The following is a 16,007-nucleotide window of genomic DNA, read 5'->3' as shown; positions in this document are numbered from 1 at the left end:
CTCAGGCAAAGACAAGCCCTTTTGCATTTGGATGCCATTGACGGACATGATTCACCTCCGTAAAGCAGAACGTTCGTTCACTTTACGCCGCACGAATTGCTAAATCAAGGGTTCCGGAGCAAGAGACATAATCAGGAAAATGAATGCAAAGTCGTATCAAGCGAGCAATAAGTTAAAATAGCCAGCATATAAAAGGATAATCATCATGAAATTACAACATGCCGCCGTCGAAAATATGAATCAGTTCTCAGGCTATGGGGATGATTTTGTGCGGGTGAATACCGAGCAATATCAAGGTAATGTGCTGGTAACGGCTAGCGAGGTCCACGTTTGGCGGCCTTTGGGCTTTGATGATTTAACCGAGGCCGATTTTAGTGCAGTGCTGGCGTATAAACCTGAAGTAATTTTATTGGGCACAGGAAAAACCATTCGTTTTCCTCATCCGCGACTCTATAGTGCACTAGCAGCCGCACATATTGGGCTGGATGTGATGGATACCGGCGCACTTTGTCGTACCTTTAATATTTTGACGTCGGAAGATCGCAAGGTGGTAGCGCTAATTGTGCATAATTAATAGATTGAGGCTTATTTAACCAAATAATTGAAAATAATTTATTCCACTTATGTATCTATTTGGAATAAATTGGGTTTTATATCTATTTGGTCTTGGTTATTTTTACCTTTATGACAATTTTAGCGATTTAAGTCGGGTTTTCCTCGCTTGTTTTTAATAAGAATGACTTGTTTAATCACGATCTGAATAAAGTAGCTAAATATTCTTATGTAATATTTGAATGTCATTTGTTATGTAAAGACAATAAGGATGAATATGCTTCAACTCGATTTTTATGGCACTTTAGTCGCCGCATCATTGGTTTTATTACTGGGGCGAAAAATTGTTGAATGGTCGCCTCCACTGCGCAATTACAGTATTCCAGAGCCCGTGGTCGGCGGCTTATTAGTCGCTGTTTTATTATTGCTTGGGCGGATGAGTTTTGGGGCCGAAGTAAAGTTTGATACCGGCATGCAAACCCCTTTGATGCTGGCATTTTTTGCCAGTATTGGTTTAAACGCAGATCTGGCTAGCCTTAAAAAAGGCGGCCGCACCCTAGTCATCTTTACCGGTGTGGTGGTTGCCATGCTGGTTATGCAAAACATCGTCGGGATTGCCGCCGCCAGCGCCATGGGTATTAACCCCTTGCTGGGCCTTTTGGGGGGCTCGATTACTATGTCGGGCGGGCATGGCACGGGTGCTGCGTGGAGCACGGTGTTTAGCGAAAAATATGGCTTGGCATCCGCCACCGAAGTCGCCATGGCTTGCGCTACTTTTGGCTTAGTCATGGGCGGCTTAATCGGCGGCCCAGTTGCACGCTACCTAGTTAAAAAAGTAAGCATTCCTGGCTCTGAGCATAATAGTGATGATAGCCCAACACCTTTTGAGCAGCCTCATGCGGTACGCTTAATTACCCCACAGGTGTTTATTGAAACACTGGCCCTCATTGCCGTCAGCTTAATGGCAGGCTCAGCATTAGCCAGCGTATTAAAAGGCACAGCTTTTGAATTGCCAGGTTTTGTGTGCGTGTTATTTATTGGTGTAGTGCTCAGAAACGGCCTATCCGCTCTAGGTATTTACCAAGTCTTTGATCGCGGCGTGTCGGTATTAGGCAATGTAAGCCTATCGCTGTTTTTAGCCATGGCCTTGATGACACTACGCTTGTGGGAATTAGGCTCATTAGCCCTGCCTATGCTGGGTATTTTGGCGCTGCAAGCCAGCGTAATGGCGCTATTCGCCATCTTTGTCACTTTCCGCGTGATGGGCAAAAACTACGATGCCGTTGTTTTAGCCGCCGGTAACTGCGGCTTTGGCCTAGGTGCAACGCCTACCGCCATTGCCAATATGCAAGCCGTAACCGAACGCTTCGGCCCCTCGCACATTGCTTTCTTAGTTGTGCCTATGGTTGGCGCATTCTTTATTGATATTGCTAATGCGATTTTGATTAAGCTGTTTTTATTGTTGCCGATTTATGGCTAGGGTCTGTTGCATAAAAAGACATCAATGGCTGCAGCTTGGCGCTGAATGAAACGAAGCCCCGTCAATATGGCGGGGCTTTGTCATGTGGGTGTCACGGCAGCGGCTTAGATTGGCTTACATTCTCAATTTACGGTTTCTAAAATCATGGCTCTGCTTAAATTAAGTTCTGCATTTCTTTTATTCGCCACGCTGGGCTTGAGCGCTTGTGGTGGTGATGACGCGGAGGTTGTTGTGCCGCCTGCAGCTGTGGCAACACCATTGCCCGCTAAGCTGGTAATCGGTCATCGTGGGGCTTCGGCGCTGCGTCCTGAGCACACTATTGCTGCCTATACCAAGGCCATTGAGATTGGTGCTGATGTAATTGAGCCTGATCTGGTGAGCACCAAAGATGGCGTGTTGGTGGCAAGGCATGAAAATGAGATTTCTGGCACGACCAATGTGGCGGATAAGGCAGAATTTGCCAGCCGTAAAGTCACTAAAAGCATTGATGGTGTAAGCGTTACAGGCTGGTTTACCGAAGACTTTACTTTGGCAGAGCTAAAAACATTGCGTGCTAAAGAGCGTATTCCGGCTAATCGCCCAGAAAATGCTAAATACGATGGGCAATTTGAGATTCCGACTTTCCAAGAAGTGATTGATCTGGCCAAAGCCAAAACCAAAGAAACCGGCCGCACGATTGGTATCTATCCAGAAACTAAGCATCCTAGTTATTTTAAATCGATTAATTTGCCATTAGAAAAGCGCCTAGTGGATGCGCTGCATGCCAATGGCTATAAGGGTAAAACTGCACCGGTATTTATTCAGTCTTTTGAAGTAGCTAATTTAAAAGAAATTCGCAGCCTGACTGATTTACCAATTGTGCAGCTGCTATCTGGTTCAGGCCAACCAGAAGACTTTCGTTTAGCAGGGGATAAGCGTAGTTATGCCGATCTTGCCACCGCTGCAGGCTTAAAAGAAGTGGCGTTGTATGCTAATGGAATTGGCCCTGCTAAAGATATGATTATTTCTCGCGATGCTAATAATAATCTAGGTACGCCAACTAGTTTGGTAAAGGATGCGCATGCAGCTAATCTGCTGTTGCACCCTTATACTTTCCGCCCAGAAAATCCATTCTTACCCGCTAATTTGCGTAAAGGGGATGTTAAATCACTGACTGAGCGAGGTGATTTAGCTGCAGAAATTACGGTATTTCTACAGGCAGGAATTGATGGTTTCTTTACCGATGATCCATCCATTGGCCGTGCTGCGCTAGATGCCTATTTGGGTAAAAAATAATAGGCTGAGATGATATTTTCTGTGGTGAATGAGTATTGGAAGATTGCTAAAAAAGTGATTAATGGGCCGATACTTGGTTCTGTCACCATTTGTAATTAATAAAGCAGAATACTAGCCTGCTAGTATTTTTTTTTATGAATAAGCTAATAAAATGGTTGTTTGATTGTTTACAGGGGGAATGACTGTTTTGGTAAAAGACCTGCGGTTACAAGTTATTGTTTTTTACTTTACAATGTGGGTTGATTTTTTTGTGCCTGAGGGTGAGTAGATGTTTCGTACTATTGTTTTGAGTCTGTGTCTTTTGCTATGCACTAATCAGGCTGTTGCCACGCCTAATAAAATTATCCTTTCTGTGAGTGCTAAATCGGGTTCAAATTTTGAGCTTGATGATGATGCGCTGGCTAAGTTGCCACAAAAAAAAATGCTGGTGCCAACGCCGTGGTTTTCTGCTGAGCAAACCTTTGAAGGGCCTTTATTGCGTGATGTACTAAAGTTGGCCAGCATTCAAAATGGCAATATTAAACTCATCGCCCTGAATGATTATGCTATTTCTATTCCTGCGAGTGATGCGTTTCAATACGATGTGATTGTAGCTAGAAAGCGTAATGGAAAATTAATGACTATCAGAGATAAAGGGCCTTTATTTATTATGTACCCTTTTCAAGATCATGCTGAATTAAGAGTTACAGAGTATTTTCGCCGTTGTAGTTGGCAACTGCGTAGTATAAAAGCTGAATAAGCAATGACTCGTTTCAGATGGATTTTAAGTTTTGTGTGCATCGTGCTGATTGTAAATTTCAGCCTGATTGTGCACTTTGAATTAGAGCAAAAAAGAGAGCTTGAACGTGTAAACCAATTGGGAATGGATAACCAGCTCTGGCAGTTTTTCCAACTCAGTAGCGAATACGCACGTTTACGCGAAGCTTTGCAGTATGGTGATCGACATCAGCTGGATGAAATCAATTTACGTTTTGATATTTACTATAGCCGCATTAATGGCTTTGTGAATAACCAAGTAGAAGTATCTTCTTTATTAAGAAAAAAAGATATAAATATAACGCTGCTAAAGCCCTTGGTTGATTACATTCAGTTTGGCGAAGAAATACTGAAAAATAATCCCATTGATGAGAAAAACTGGGTTTTATTTAATAAGATAACAACCGCTCAGCAAGAGAGCGTAGATAATCTTATTCAAGCAGCACGTAGCCAAGATTCAAAATCAATTGATGATTATCGAAAAAACATTATGCATTGGGGTGAATTGCGTATTGTGTTGGCTACAACGCAAATCCTAATTTTACTGCTATTTGCATCTTTGGGTGTTTATGCACTATGGAAAACAGAAACCAGCCGAAAAAAATTAGCTGAGTTTGCGATTACCTTGCAGGAGGCTAGATTACAAGCCGATGTGGCTAATGCTGCTAAAAGTCGATTTTTGGCCCATATTAGCCACGAAATTAGAACCCCTCTCACCTCTATTCTTGGCTATACCGATCGACTTTTACGTAAAAAAACGTTGGATGTAGAAGGGAGGCGCGAGATTGGCTATATTGAAAACAGCGGCACGCATTTATTAAGTTTGCTTAATAATGTTTTAGATTTATCTAAGTCTGAGCATAATAAAATATCCCTTATTATAGAAACGATTAGCTTAAAACAATTAAGAGTTGAACTTGAAGCCATGTTTAATATGATGGCCAAAGAAAAAGGTTTACGATTTAATGTTTTTTTTGATGATAGCTTAGAGCTTGATTTAAGTTTAGATGCTGGTAAGCTGCGCCAAATTTTAATTAATTTACTGGGTAATAGTCTTAAATTTACTCAGCGTGGAGCGATTAGCTTAACGCTTTATGGTAAAAAAGAGGCGCATTGTTATCTTTTGCATGCTGCAGTTGTAGATAGTGGTTGTGGCATTAAAAAAGAAGATCAGGCTTTGATTTTTTCACCTTTTGAGCAGAGTAAAGTGGGGCAATTAGCTGGGGGAACAGGGCTGGGTTTGTCTTTAAGCCGTGATTATGCTCGGCTAATGAAAGGCGACATTGTTTTTAGTAGTCAAGAAGGGGTAGGTAGTGAGTTTGTTGTCACTATTGAGGCTCAAGTTGTTGCTGCATCAGTTAGCGCTTCACTTATTGGCCAATCGCAGCAGCCATCCTTAATGGGCCGCATTATCTTGGTGGTGGAAGATGAAACGATTAATCGTGAAATGATTTGCGGCATTTTACAGGATTTTGGTGCCACTACTTTACAAGCTTGCAATGGCTTTGAAGCTATCTTTCAAGTGAAACAACATCCTGCTATTGATAGCATTATCATGGATTATCAAATGCCCCAAATGGATGGCATGGCCGCGGCAGGCATTTTGCGGCAGCAGCAATGGAAAAAGCCGATTTACTTAGTCTCAGCCAGCCCCTTAGAAGAGTTGCAGCAGGAGACTGGCTTTGTGGCTTTTAGCGGGCATTTAAGAAAGCCGTTTAAAATTGATGAATTGCTTTTGCTTTTAGGCAAATGGCAAGACAATAATTATAAGCAAACAGGTGGCTTGTTAGATTATCAAACCGCGCTTAATTCGCTAGGATTTAAGTTTGAGCGCTATTTAGCTTTAAGCCAAAAAGGCTTAAATAGGGTGGCTGAATTAGAACTGCTCTATAAATCAGCGCTTAAACAGCAGGAGTTAAATGAGGCGGTGCGTTACGCACATAGCGCTAAAGGAATCGCATTGCAAATTGGGGCGATTATTTTGGGCCAGCATTGGTCTGCGCTTGAGGTAGAGCCTGATTATGATGTAATAGCGGTACTTAGCCAGGTGCGTGAGGATACGCAAAAAGAGCTAGATAAATTGCAAGATATGCCGATTGTTTAGTTGTTATTCAAATGCTGATGTTGTTTTTTTATTATCTATAAAACGCAGTGCCTTTCATATTTGCTCTGATTTTAGATTTGGGGTTTGGCGTGCTTAATATCAGCCCAATAAAAAAGGGAAGAGATCGCTCTCTTCCCTTTTTTTAATCTTTATTTATTATTGAGCAATTGCTTCTACCGCAATACTAAGCTTAACGTCATCGCCAATATTCGGTACGTAAGTAGTCATACCAAATTCACTGCGTTTGATGCTGGCTGTGGCATTAGCGCCGCAAGCTTGTTTTTTCATCATTGGGTGCATCGCGCATTGAAAATTGCTAACGGCTAAAGTCAGTGGCTTGGTCACGCCTAGCAGGGTGAAATTGCCATCAACAGCAACTAGCTTCTCACCTTCAAATACCAATTTATTGGATTTGAATGTCATTGCTGGGAATTTTTCGCTATTAAAGAAATCTGGGCCTTTAACGTGCGCATCGCGTTTTTCCCAACCGCTATTTAAGCTGCGGGTATCAATGCTGATATCTACTGAGCCGGTTTTCTTTTCTGCATCAAGCGTGATGATGCCGCTTGATTTATCAAAACGGCCATTTTGAATTGAAAAGCCCATATGGCTTAATTCAAAACTTGGGTAGGTGTGGGATGGATCTAAATTGTAAACAACAGGCGCTGCAAAAACGGTGCTGCTAAAACCTGCGAGTAGTGCTGTGGCAATAAAACGCTTCATTGTAGACTCCAGTGGGGTGGGTAAAACTTATTTGCCTGCTGTGCCAGCAAGGGCTATTTTAAATTTAACAATGACTTGATCCGCAACTGTATCTGTATCAGCCCAAACACCATCACCTAATTTATATTGCAAACGCAAAATAGGTAGAGTGCCTTCTACCACTAGATTGCCTGCTTCTGATTTTGTGCTGAGCTGGGTGGTTACATCGCGGCTAATACCTTTAATTGTAAGCTTGCCTTTGGCTTCAAATTTACCAGCGCCTAGGGCTTTAATATTGCTGGCAACAAAGGTGGCCTTAGGGAAAGCGGCTACATCAAACCATGTTTTTTTCTTAGCTTCGGTATTGCCATCGCTGCCACCGACATCAATGCTGGCTAAATCGACAATAATTTCAGCTTGGGCTTTTTCTGGTTTGGCTGGGTCAAAGTCTACTTTGGCGCTAAAGCTTTTAAAGCCGCCATCTACAGATACACCCATTTGTTTAAAGCTGAAATCTACTTTGCTTTTTTGTGGCACTAATGTTTGTGCTGCGCTGGCTGAGAGGCTAATTGCCGAAATGAGCGTGGCGCTAAGGATGTGCCGAATCATTGAATTCTCCAGTAAGGATAGAAAAATAACATTTATTAAAATTAATTTTTACGTAAAAAAGGCAACATCCGAGCCAAAATAGTATCTCGGTCAATAAAATGGTGTTTAAGCGCTGCGGCAATATGTAGACCAATAAAAACCAGTAGTGCGGTGGCAAATAATTCATGGCTGGCTTTTAATGTGCCAGCCAATGATTCATTTTTTTCGACTAAATTAGGTAATTGCCATAAGCCTAAATAAGCTACGGAGATGCCTTTGGCCGAGCTCATTAGCCAACCAGAAAGTGGCATGGCAAACATTAATAAATAAAGTAGATGATGCACGCCGCTAGAAAGCTTACTTTGCCAGGCGGGTAGACTAGGGTCCGCTGCTGGCGCGCCTTTGAGCTTAAGCCAAATAAGGCGAATAGCCACTAGCCCTAGCACGGTAATCCCGGCCCATTTATGCCAAGAAATAATTTTAAATTTAAGCGGAGATAATGGCATATCGTCCATGGTCCATGCTAGGCCAAATGCTGCACAGATGAATAGTGCGGATAACCAGTGCAATAAAACCTGCATGCCATCGTATTGTTTTTTACTCATTTTGCTCACTATCTTGAAAAATAATGGAAGGATTTATATTGCATTCGTTTGGTCTTGAAATTTATGACGAAGTTCAGTCAGTGCACATGTTATTTCTGTTAATTTTTGTGCTGATAGTTCTGAAAAAAATGGCCGAATATATTCGAGGTGCTGGTTAAAAGTACGATTGAATAGATCTTCACCAGTAGGGCTCAGAAAAATACGAAAACTGCGCCGGTCTGCATTGATGGTTTCTCTGCGAACAATGTCTCTTGCTTCTAAGCGATCCAGTACGCCCGTTAAGGTACCTTTGGTAATTAAGGTTTTTTCGCCTAGTTCACGGCAACTCATGCCTTGAGTGTTGCCTAAGGTGGCCACAATATCAAATTGAGCAGGGGTTAAATCCATAGTACGGATGTGCCGGTTAGACAGTTGTTCAAATGCTTGGTAGCAGCGCACCAGCTCACGGAGAGTGATTTGAAAGTTTTCCATGACATGTGAGCCATATTGTTCGTGTTAGGACTATTTATATCAGAACAAAAAAAATGTCGCAAGATGTGGAAATGATTAGTAATCATTAGGATAGATGAGTTTGCAGAAAAATATTGCCAGCAAAAAGGGAAGGACAGTGAGCGCTAAGCGGGGTTGAAAGCCAAGCCCTCAGCCAAGATAGGCTTTGTGGTGGCGATAATGACGCCACCACCGTAATGCAATTAGTGAGTCATATTGAAAGCGCTGCGAAGGTGCTTCGCCACGGCAGACTCTTCATTACTACCAATTTTTACCACGTTTGGTAGAGCGGCAATTAAGCGAGGATTAGCATTACTCATTAGCCTTGGGTGGCCCGCTGTTTGTAATAGCTCTAGATCATTTTGCCCATCGCCAAAGGCAATACACTGCTCGCGCTTCAGGCCCAAGCGATCGAGCACCACTTGCAAAGCGTGCCCTTTGGATACGCCAGCGGCCATCACTTCTAGGCAATCGGGCATAGAGAAGGTGATGTACAGCGTATTGCCAAAGCGCTCACGCAATTTGCTCTCTACCCCCAGTAAATGGGCGTGATCACCAATATATAAAATCTTGGGCACGCCATGGCCATTGTGATTGGCTAAGTCTTCGATCCGATAAGTAAAGCCAGAATCTTGGTGCATATCGAGTAGATATTGGCTGTGCTGATCAATGAGCCAGGCATCATCAAGATAAAAGTTTAATAGCGTGCCTGCAGCAAACTCAGCTTGTGAGAGCTCCTTCACTAAATTGGCGGGGATATCCTCAGCGTGAATCAGCTGATTATCTGGGCTATGAATGCGTGCGCCATTTGAGGTGATTAAATGGGCGCGAATTCCTAATACATCCCGAATCCCCATTACATCTAAATAATGGCGGCCAGTGGCAATCACAAATTGAACACCACGCTCTTCCAGCATGCGCAGTGTTTCTGCCGTATAGGCATCCACCATATGCTCACCATTGAGCAAGGTGCCATCAAGATCGGAGGCGATAAGCTGATACATCGTAGGCAATCCGGTTGATTCTGGAAGCTTTTATTTTATCTGCTACAGCGCTTTACTGCGCTTGTAAAAATGCCAAATAAAACTAATTAAAAACCCGCGCTTGGTTGGGATAAGTAGCTTTGCTCTTCTGTTGTTGAGCTGCGTTCTAAGAGTTGATTGCGGTGTGGAAAACGGCCAAAGCGCTGAATCACCGCATGGTGCTTAAGCGCGTAATCGTAAAAGCCCTGCAGTTTTTCATCCGCTTGCCAGCCAGTCATAAGGGTGAGGGCTTGCTCTTGATCGCTCAGGTTTTCTGAATGCTCAAAGGGCAGATAAATAAACAGCTGCTCCAGCGGTTTGAGTTGTTGATCAAAGCCTTGAGTGATGGCGGCTTTAGCTGCCGCTAAGGCGAGATGATCGTAGGCTAAGCTTTGCGCATCGTTACGGAAAACATTACGTGGAAACTGGTCTAGCAAAATAATGTAGGCCAAGCAATGGCGCGGGGTGGTGAGCCAAGTGGCAAGCTCGCCATGGGCGGCGGCTTGGATTGTGCTTAAAAACTGCGCTTTAATTTGTGTATCAAAATCGGCGTCTTTACGAAACCATTCGCTGTGAATTTCAAGCTGCTGGCCAAACCAAAAATTAAGAACGTGATCAGGATTCATGGATTCACCTCGTGAGTTACAATACGCCGTTTTTGGCCTTGGGCCGATGGTAGCAAAGGTAGAGTAATGCAAAATGTGGTGGATGTAATTGTAATTGGAGCTGGCGCGGCAGGCATGATGTGCGCAGCCACGGCAGGCCAGCGTGGCCGTAGCGTGGTGTTGATCGATCATGCGGTAAAGCTGGCAGAGAAGATTCGTATCTCTGGCGGTGGGCGCTGTAATTTTACAAATTTAAATACCTTGGCTAGCTGTTATCAATCGGCCAACCCACATTTTGTAAAATCTGCGCTTAAACAATATAGCCAGTTCGATTTTATTAAAATGGTTGAGGCGCATGGCCTTGGCTATCACGAAAAAACCTTGGGCCAATTGTTTTGCAATCAAGGCTCGCAAGCCATTATCGATATGCTGAAGGCTGAAGTGGATCAAGGCGACGTGACGTGGCGCATGGATACAGCCATCGTGTCGATTGAAAAAACCGTGAGTGGCTTTGAGGTGGTGACCAGCCGCGAAACGTGGCAGTGCAGCTCGCTGGTGGTGGCTTGTGGTGGCTTATCTATTCCACCGATTGGTGCGACTGGCTTGGGCTTTGATCTTGCTAAGCAGTTTGATATCCCCGTGCTGCCGCTTGCTCCCGCCCTTGTGCCGCTGACCTTTCAGCCACAAGACCTTTGGACGGATTTGGCAGGGGTGGCGGTTGAGGACGCGGTGGTAAGTTGTGGCGATACGCAATTTAGAGAAGCCATCTTGCTCACGCACAAAGGCTTATCTGGCCCCGCTATTTTACAAATCTCTAGCTATTGGCGAGCAGGGGATAGTTTAGAAATCGATCTATTGCCCGATGTGGATTTTGCTGCGCTATGGGCAGAGGCAAATCGGGATGCGCTGATGAGTACTATTTTGGCCGAGCTACTGCCTAAGCGCTTGGTGCAAGCTTGGCTGGCGCAGTGGGGCGAGATTAAACCGCTTAAGCAATATTCAGCTAAAGAATTGGCTGCGATAGAAGAAAGCTTTCATTGCTGGTCGATTATTCCTTCGGGATCGGTAGGGTACAAAAAAGCCGAGGTGACACGCGGCGGGGTGGACACGCAGGCTTTATCCTCTAAAACCATGGAAACACGCCATGTTGCAGGCTTATTTTTTATTGGAGAAGTGGTCGATGTGACCGGCTGGCTGGGCGGATATAACTTTCAATGGGCTTGGTCGTCTGGTTATGTTGCAGGATTAAATTGCTAGGTGTATAACTAAGTCTCCAGCAACAGCGAAAGGAGATCGAATGAATAGTTTCCAAGAGGTGCTGTTTTCGGAGGCGAAGTTTGCCCCCGTCGCGACGCGGCTAATGTGTCGTTATGCTGGGCATCTGTAGTGCAGTGATTGGTGAAAGAGTTCTGCCAACACGAGAAGGCCATCAGATGTCGTAGTATCTGCTCTTTGCGTGTATTAGATGTAAGTACTGAGTTGTAGCTGTAGATGTGGCCGTACCGTAGTATTTTTTGTACGTGTTTTTCCTGTAGCTGCTTTTGAAGTGAACGTTGTTTTTATTAACATTAACCTTCAGTATGTATTTCATCTGTTTTACCGCAATAAGCAACGGGGTGCATTCGCACCCCGTTGTCGTTTCTGCTATTTGTAAAATGCTGTTTACTTGTTAGCAAATGTATTACAGCTACTCACTGAACCGCTTGTTAATCCCTGCTTAAACCAATGCATCCGCTGCTCTGAGCTACCGTGGGTAAATGCATCAGGCGTAACTGCTTGGCCTGCGCCACGCTGCAAGGTGTCGTCCCCGATAGCATTGGCGGCGGCTAAACCTGCTTCTACATCGCCAGGCTCTAGCAATTTATTTTGCGCGGCGTAATAGCCCCAAACGCCAGCAAGGCAATCGGCCTGTAGCTCTAGCTTTACCGACAGTGCATTTGCTTGCTTTTTAGATACTTGTTGTTGCTTCTGATGCACTTTGCCTGAAATGCCGGAGAGGTTTTGCACGTGATGACCAATTTCATGTGCCAGCACATAGGCGTTAGCAAAATCCCCTGGTGCGCCGTAGCGTTTGGCTAGCTCGTCATAAAAGCTTAGGTCAATATAGACCTGCTGATCTGCCGAGCAGTAAAACGGCCCCATTGCAGATGAAGCACTACCGCAGGCGGATTTAACTTGGCCTCTAAATAACACCAGTGTGGGCTTTTTATAGGCGTTACCAAAGGCTTCTGGGTAGGCCTTGCTCCAGACATCTTCGGTAGAGGCCAAGATGGCGCGGGCAAACTGGCTGGCTGAATCATCGCGAGCCGCCGCTTTAGGCTGAGCAGGTTGGCTGCGATGTGCGGGTGCGCTGTGGTTGGCAATAAGCCCCAGTACTTGCAAAGGGTTTTGCCCCAGTAGCAGGCTAATGATGCCGACAATCACCACGCCACCAATGCCTAGTTGGCCAATGGGTAAACCGCCACCGCCACCGCTCCCACCGCTCCCACCGCCGTCTTCATCACGGCGGTCATCCACATTATCGCTACGTCGTAAGTCTTGCCAGCGCATAGTCTGCTCCTGTTTAACTTAAACCCAGTACATCTTGCATATTAAACAGGCCGGTTTGCTGGCCGCTTAAGAAACGTGCCGCACGGATAGAGCCTTGGGCGTAGATATTGCGGTTAGATGCTTTATGCGAGATTTCTATGCGCTCGCCCATGCCAGCAAAAATCACCGTATGGTCGCCAATCACATCGCCGCCGCGTAGCGTGGCAAAACCAATGCTGGAAGGATCTCGCTCGCCAGTAATGCCGTGCCTATCATAAACCGCACAGTCTTCTAGCTTTTGGCTCATCGCTCCTGCTACTGCGTCACCCAGCATTAAGGCGGTGCCAGAAGGCGCGTCGACTTTCATGCGGTGATGCATTTCTAGAATTTCAATGTCGTAGCCGGTGTTGAGGGTTTTTGCCGCTACTTCAAGCAGCTTTACCAATAAATTAACTCCTGCACTCATATTGTAGGCGTGCACGATGGCAATTTTATTGGTGGCAGCAGCAATAGCTGCTTTACCTGCTTCTTCAAAGCCCGTGGTGCCAATAATCATATTGACGCCATGCTGCTGGCAGGCGGCTAAGTGTTGCAATGTGCCTTCGGGACGGGTGAAATCGATTAAAACATCCGCGCCAGCCAGTAAATTGAGGTTGGCACTGATATTCACACCACAATTTTTACCCAAAAAAGCTGCAGCATCGCTGCCGATTGCGGGGCTGTTTTCACGGTCTAAGGCGGCAAAAAGTTGGCAATCATCTGCGTTGATGACGGCTTCGATCAGCATGCGGCCCATGCGACCACTACTACCGGCAATGGCGATTTTAATCGTCATGTCGTTTATTCCTTAAGGGCTGGAGCTGAGCTCACCGCACTGGCTGCAGATGCTTCGGCAGATTTAAATTTAATCGGGGCAGGTAGCGTTTCGCCTGAAAAACTCAGCAAGCTATCGTCTTTAAATATAAGCACATAACTCTTTTTTTCTCTTAACTCGCCAGCACGCGCATCGCTATAAAGGTAGTCCCAGCGGTTGGCATGAAAAGGATCTGTTAAGAGTGGCGTGCCTAATAGAAAGCGAACTTGCGAGCGCGTCATTCCTGCTTTGAGCTTGGCAACTTGATCTGCGGTAATCTCATTGCCTTGTGGGATGTCGAGCTTATAAGGTGTAAGGAAATTAGCAACACTGCACGCCGAGGTAGCTAGCGCGATAGGGAGCAATAAAATAAGTACTTTTGCCTTCATCATGGGCGATATTCTTCCAGAGCGGGTTGGAGTGACCAACTTAAACGCTATATCATAACCTGATCTGGGGCATGTAGCCTAAAACAGGGAGAGAAACACATGAGCAAAGCGAACGAATTAAAAGAAATGGGTTTGAAGGCCACTGGGCCACGGCTGAAAATTTTAAACTTGTTTGAGACAGGTGATCAGCGCCATATGACAGCGGAAGATGTCTACCGCCTGTTGATTGCAGACAACTTAGATATTGGCCTGGCTACCGTTTACCGTGTGCTGACTCAATTTGAGCAGGCTGGTATTTTGGTTCGCCATCATTTTGAAACCGGTAAATCAGTATTTGAACTGAGCGCGGGTGGCCATCATGATCACTTGGTTTGCGTGAAGTGTGGGCAGGTTGAAGAATTTTATGATGCTGAAATCGAGAAGCGCCAAGACGCAATTGCACAAGATCATGGTTTTGAAATTCAGGATCATGAAATGTATTTGTATGGTATTTGCGCAACATGCAAGGCGGCGTAATTTAAGTGATTCCTTGGCTTGATAGCAGTTTGCAGTTCCCTCCGCTCTCTCTTGCCTTGCAAGAGCCAAATGGTTTGTTGGCTGCAGGGGGGGATTTGTCGCCTCAACGGGTGTTGTCTGCATACGTATCCGGCATTTTTCCGTGGTTTATGCCAGGTGAGCCCATTCTTTGGTGGAGCCCCAACCCAAGGATGGTGCTTTTTCCTGCTGAGCTGCATATTCCTAAGTCGCTAGATAAAGTGTTACGCAATCGTTCTTATGAGGTGCGCTTTGATACGGCGTTTGCAGAGGTGATGCAAGGCTGTGCTGCACCGCGTGATGGTGAGCCTGCCACATGGATTAGTGATGATGTTTGTGCCAGCTACGGGGCTTTGCATCGTGCTGGCTGGGCGCATTCTGCTGAGTGTTGGATGGATGGTGAGCTGGCAGGAGGCTTATATGGCATCGCCATCGGAAAAATGTTCTACGGTGAATCTATGTTTGCCAGAAAAGCCGACGCCTCTAAAATTGCCTTTGTGCATTTGGTTCGCTATCTAGAGCAGCAGGGATTTCAGTTAATCGATTGTCAGATGCGTACAGATCATTTGGCTCGGTTTGGTGCGCGTGAGATTTTTCGTGATGAATTTATTGAGCGCCTAAGTGCGCTTATCACGGAGCCACATCAAGTGGGGCCTTGGTCTTATTTACACAGGGTAAAAGCATGAATGATTCGCTGCGCACTCGCACGGTTTCTTTGCAGTTTTATGCCACTGCGACGTATGAATGCAGCTACTTAGATGGGCAGGTGGCACGCTCGCAAGTGGCGGTGCCAGCGGAACTTATTGATAGCCAAGCGTATAGCAATTTAGTGCAGCATGGTTTTCGGCGTAGCGGGCTATTTGTGTATCGGCCTTGGTGTGATCAATGCCGCGCCTGCGTGCCAGTGCGGCTGCCAGTGCAGCAATTTAAACCTAATCGTACCCAACGCCGCGCCCAAAAATTACATGCTGGATTACAAGTTAGATTACTGGGTTTGGAATACTTAGAGTCACATTATTTATTGTATCAGCGCTATCAAATGGCTAGGCATTCTGGTGGCGGGATGGATCAAGATAATCGTGAGCAATATCAAAATTTTATATTAAAAAGTAATGTGAGTAGTTTCTTAGCAGAATTTAGCCAAGATAACCAAGTGCAGATGGTTAGCCTGATTGACCAGTTGGATGATGGGATTTCATCAGTATATACATTTTACAATCCAGACCTTGCTGGGGCTAGCTTAGGTGTATTTAATATTCTTTGGCAAATTGATCTAGCTAAAGAAATGCAGCTTCCCTATGTTTATCTTGGCTATTGGATTGATCAATGCCGAAAAATGGCTTACAAAATACGCTATAAGCCGATTGAAGGTTTATTTAATGGCAAGTGGCAGCCTTTAGCTGCGGATTAGTTGTTTAAAAGACTGTTTAAATCACTTTACCCTGTTGGCTTACATGATTATATTTTTTATTTTCTAGCATAATCACCACACCCATTGTGCAACGCAATACAAGTTGAATAAGA

At 45.0% G+C, this 16,007-nt stretch carries 18 protein-coding genes; 9 read left to right on the top strand and 9 right to left on the bottom strand.

Annotation, left to right across the window (positions count from 1 at the left end):
- Positions 1-205 precede the first annotated feature (205 nt).
- The 5 genes from Q0R17_RS05915 (at position 206) to Q0R17_RS05895 (ending at position 6,167) form a co-directional block, all read left to right on the top strand.
- Positions 206-574 (top strand): Mth938-like domain-containing protein, encoded by a 369-nt coding sequence (locus Q0R17_RS05915; protein ID WP_293932957.1) that lies wholly within the window; start codon positions 206-208, stop codon positions 572-574.
- A 255-nt stretch (positions 575-829) separates the two neighbouring features.
- Positions 830-2,032 carry a sodium/glutamate symporter gene (gene gltS / locus Q0R17_RS05910; RefSeq protein ID WP_293932955.1) on the top strand — a complete coding sequence of 401 codons (1,203 nt, stop codon included), beginning with the start codon at positions 830-832 and terminating at the stop codon, positions 2,030-2,032.
- A gap of 144 nt (positions 2,033-2,176) precedes the next feature.
- On the top strand, positions 2,177-3,307 hold the full coding sequence (locus Q0R17_RS05905; RefSeq protein WP_293932953.1) for a glycerophosphodiester phosphodiesterase: 1,131 nt from the start codon (positions 2,177-2,179) through the stop codon (positions 3,305-3,307).
- 268 nt (positions 3,308-3,575) lie between these two features.
- On the top strand, positions 3,576-4,046 hold the full coding sequence (locus tag Q0R17_RS05900) for a molybdopterin-dependent oxidoreductase (RefSeq protein ID WP_293932951.1): 471 nt from the start codon (positions 3,576-3,578) through the stop codon (positions 4,044-4,046).
- A gap of 3 nt (positions 4,047-4,049) precedes the next feature.
- A complete protein-coding gene (locus tag Q0R17_RS05895) occupies positions 4,050-6,167 on the top strand; it encodes an ATP-binding protein (protein ID WP_293932949.1) in 2,118 nt (705 codons plus the stop codon).
- Between the two features lie 156 nt (positions 6,168-6,323).
- On the opposite strand, the gene Q0R17_RS05890 is transcribed toward Q0R17_RS05895, so the two are convergent.
- The 6 genes from Q0R17_RS05890 to Q0R17_RS05865 form a co-directional block, all read right to left on the bottom strand.
- Positions 6,324-6,890 carry a YceI family protein gene (locus Q0R17_RS05890; protein WP_293932947.1) on the bottom strand — a complete coding sequence of 189 codons (567 nt, stop codon included), beginning with the start codon at positions 6,888-6,890 and terminating at the stop codon, positions 6,324-6,326.
- Positions 6,891-6,917: 27 nt separating this feature from the next.
- Complete coding sequence (locus tag Q0R17_RS05885; protein ID WP_293932945.1) at positions 6,918-7,478, bottom strand: YceI family protein; 561 nt, start codon at positions 7,476-7,478, stop codon at positions 6,918-6,920.
- Between the two features lie 41 nt (positions 7,479-7,519).
- Entirely contained in the window at positions 7,520-8,062 is a 543-nt protein-coding gene (locus Q0R17_RS05880) for a cytochrome b (protein WP_293932943.1), read from the bottom strand.
- 33 nt (positions 8,063-8,095) lie between these two features.
- A complete protein-coding gene (locus Q0R17_RS05875; protein ID WP_293932942.1) occupies positions 8,096-8,533 on the bottom strand; it encodes a MarR family winged helix-turn-helix transcriptional regulator in 438 nt (145 codons plus the stop codon).
- 221 nt (positions 8,534-8,754) lie between these two features.
- Positions 8,755-9,555 (bottom strand): Cof-type HAD-IIB family hydrolase, encoded by an 801-nt coding sequence (locus tag Q0R17_RS05870; protein ID WP_293932940.1) that lies wholly within the window; start codon positions 9,553-9,555, stop codon positions 8,755-8,757.
- Positions 9,556-9,641: 86 nt separating this feature from the next.
- The gene (locus Q0R17_RS05865; protein ID WP_293932939.1) at positions 9,642-10,199 is read right to left on the bottom strand and encodes a DUF924 family protein; all 558 of its coding nucleotides are present in this window, start codon (positions 10,197-10,199) and stop codon (positions 9,642-9,644) included.
- A 66-nt stretch (positions 10,200-10,265) separates the two neighbouring features.
- Here Q0R17_RS05865 and Q0R17_RS05860 point away from each other — a divergent pair, with 66 nt between their 5' ends.
- Entirely contained in the window at positions 10,266-11,435 is a 1,170-nt protein-coding gene (locus Q0R17_RS05860) for an NAD(P)/FAD-dependent oxidoreductase (protein WP_293932937.1), read from the top strand.
- Positions 11,436-11,840: 405 nt separating this feature from the next.
- Here the strand turns inward: Q0R17_RS05860 and Q0R17_RS05855 are convergent, their stop codons facing one another.
- From Q0R17_RS05855 to Q0R17_RS05845, 3 genes are read right to left on the bottom strand one after another with little or no spacing between them, the layout of a single operon-like run.
- A complete protein-coding gene (locus Q0R17_RS05855; RefSeq protein WP_293932935.1) occupies positions 11,841-12,728 on the bottom strand; it encodes a neutral zinc metallopeptidase in 888 nt (295 codons plus the stop codon).
- 13 nt (positions 12,729-12,741) lie between these two features.
- A complete protein-coding gene (gene dapB, locus Q0R17_RS05850; RefSeq protein WP_293932933.1) occupies positions 12,742-13,542 on the bottom strand; it encodes a 4-hydroxy-tetrahydrodipicolinate reductase in 801 nt (266 codons plus the stop codon).
- A 5-nt stretch (positions 13,543-13,547) separates the two neighbouring features.
- Entirely contained in the window at positions 13,548-13,952 is a 405-nt protein-coding gene (locus Q0R17_RS05845) for an outer membrane protein assembly factor BamE (RefSeq protein WP_293932931.1), read from the bottom strand.
- Positions 13,953-14,048: 96 nt separating this feature from the next.
- Between Q0R17_RS05845 and fur the strand changes: the two genes are divergently transcribed.
- The 3 genes from fur to Q0R17_RS05830 are packed head-to-tail and all read left to right on the top strand — an operon-like array spanning position 14,049 to position 15,894.
- Positions 14,049-14,465, top strand: a complete 417-nt coding sequence (fur, locus tag Q0R17_RS05840) for a ferric iron uptake transcriptional regulator (protein ID WP_293932929.1) — start codon at positions 14,049-14,051, stop codon at positions 14,463-14,465.
- A gap of 5 nt (positions 14,466-14,470) precedes the next feature.
- Positions 14,471-15,169, top strand: a complete 699-nt coding sequence (aat, locus tag Q0R17_RS05835; RefSeq protein WP_293932927.1) for a leucyl/phenylalanyl-tRNA--protein transferase — start codon at positions 14,471-14,473, stop codon at positions 15,167-15,169.
- Positions 15,166-15,894: an arginyltransferase gene (locus tag Q0R17_RS05830; protein WP_293932926.1), complete on the top strand. Its 729-nt coding sequence runs from the start codon at positions 15,166-15,168 to the stop codon at positions 15,892-15,894. Before aat ends, Q0R17_RS05830 begins: the two co-directional genes overlap by 4 nt.
- Positions 15,895-16,007 lie beyond the last annotated feature (113 nt).

It is taken from the genome of Iodobacter sp., from assembly GCF_025352645.1.
Taxonomy (GTDB): domain Bacteria; phylum Pseudomonadota; class Gammaproteobacteria; order Burkholderiales; family Chitinibacteraceae; genus Iodobacter.
This window is presented reverse-complemented; position numbering and strand designations above follow the sequence as displayed.

What these genes read in the sequence shown, in the direction of transcription:
- Q0R17_RS05915 (WP_293932957.1), top strand. Translation starts at nt 206, where the DNA reads ATGAAATTACAACATGCCGCCGTCGAAAATATGAATCAGTTCTCAGGC.
- Q0R17_RS05870 (WP_293932940.1), bottom strand. Translation starts at nt 9,555, where the DNA reads ATGTATCAGCTTATCGCCTCCGATCTTGATGGCACCTTGCTCAATGGT.
- Q0R17_RS05855 (WP_293932935.1), bottom strand. Translation starts at nt 12,728, where the DNA reads ATGCGCTGGCAAGACTTACGACGTAGCGATAATGTGGATGACCGCCGT.
- Q0R17_RS05885 (WP_293932945.1), bottom strand. Translation starts at nt 7,478, where the DNA reads ATGATTCGGCACATCCTTAGCGCCACGCTCATTTCGGCAATTAGCCTC.
- fur (WP_293932929.1), top strand. Translation starts at nt 14,049, where the DNA reads ATGAGCAAAGCGAACGAATTAAAAGAAATGGGTTTGAAGGCCACTGGG.
- Q0R17_RS05880 (WP_293932943.1), bottom strand. Translation starts at nt 8,062, where the DNA reads ATGAGTAAAAAACAATACGATGGCATGCAGGTTTTATTGCACTGGTTA.
- Q0R17_RS05905 (WP_293932953.1), top strand. Translation starts at nt 2,177, where the DNA reads ATGGCTCTGCTTAAATTAAGTTCTGCATTTCTTTTATTCGCCACGCTG.
- dapB (WP_293932933.1), bottom strand. Translation starts at nt 13,542, where the DNA reads ATGACGATTAAAATCGCCATTGCCGGTAGTAGTGGTCGCATGGGCCGC.
- Q0R17_RS05860 (WP_293932937.1), top strand. Translation starts at nt 10,266, where the DNA reads ATGCAAAATGTGGTGGATGTAATTGTAATTGGAGCTGGCGCGGCAGGC.
- Q0R17_RS05830 (WP_293932926.1), top strand. Translation starts at nt 15,166, where the DNA reads ATGAATGATTCGCTGCGCACTCGCACGGTTTCTTTGCAGTTTTATGCC.
- Q0R17_RS05890 (WP_293932947.1), bottom strand. Translation starts at nt 6,890, where the DNA reads ATGAAGCGTTTTATTGCCACAGCACTACTCGCAGGTTTTAGCAGCACC.
- Q0R17_RS05900 (WP_293932951.1), top strand. Translation starts at nt 3,576, where the DNA reads ATGTTTCGTACTATTGTTTTGAGTCTGTGTCTTTTGCTATGCACTAAT.
- gltS (WP_293932955.1), top strand. Translation starts at nt 830, where the DNA reads ATGCTTCAACTCGATTTTTATGGCACTTTAGTCGCCGCATCATTGGTT.
- Q0R17_RS05845 (WP_293932931.1), bottom strand. Translation starts at nt 13,952, where the DNA reads ATGATGAAGGCAAAAGTACTTATTTTATTGCTCCCTATCGCGCTAGCT.
- Q0R17_RS05875 (WP_293932942.1), bottom strand. Translation starts at nt 8,533, where the DNA reads ATGGAAAACTTTCAAATCACTCTCCGTGAGCTGGTGCGCTGCTACCAA.
- Q0R17_RS05895 (WP_293932949.1), top strand. Translation starts at nt 4,050, where the DNA reads ATGACTCGTTTCAGATGGATTTTAAGTTTTGTGTGCATCGTGCTGATT.
- Q0R17_RS05865 (WP_293932939.1), bottom strand. Translation starts at nt 10,199, where the DNA reads ATGAATCCTGATCACGTTCTTAATTTTTGGTTTGGCCAGCAGCTTGAA.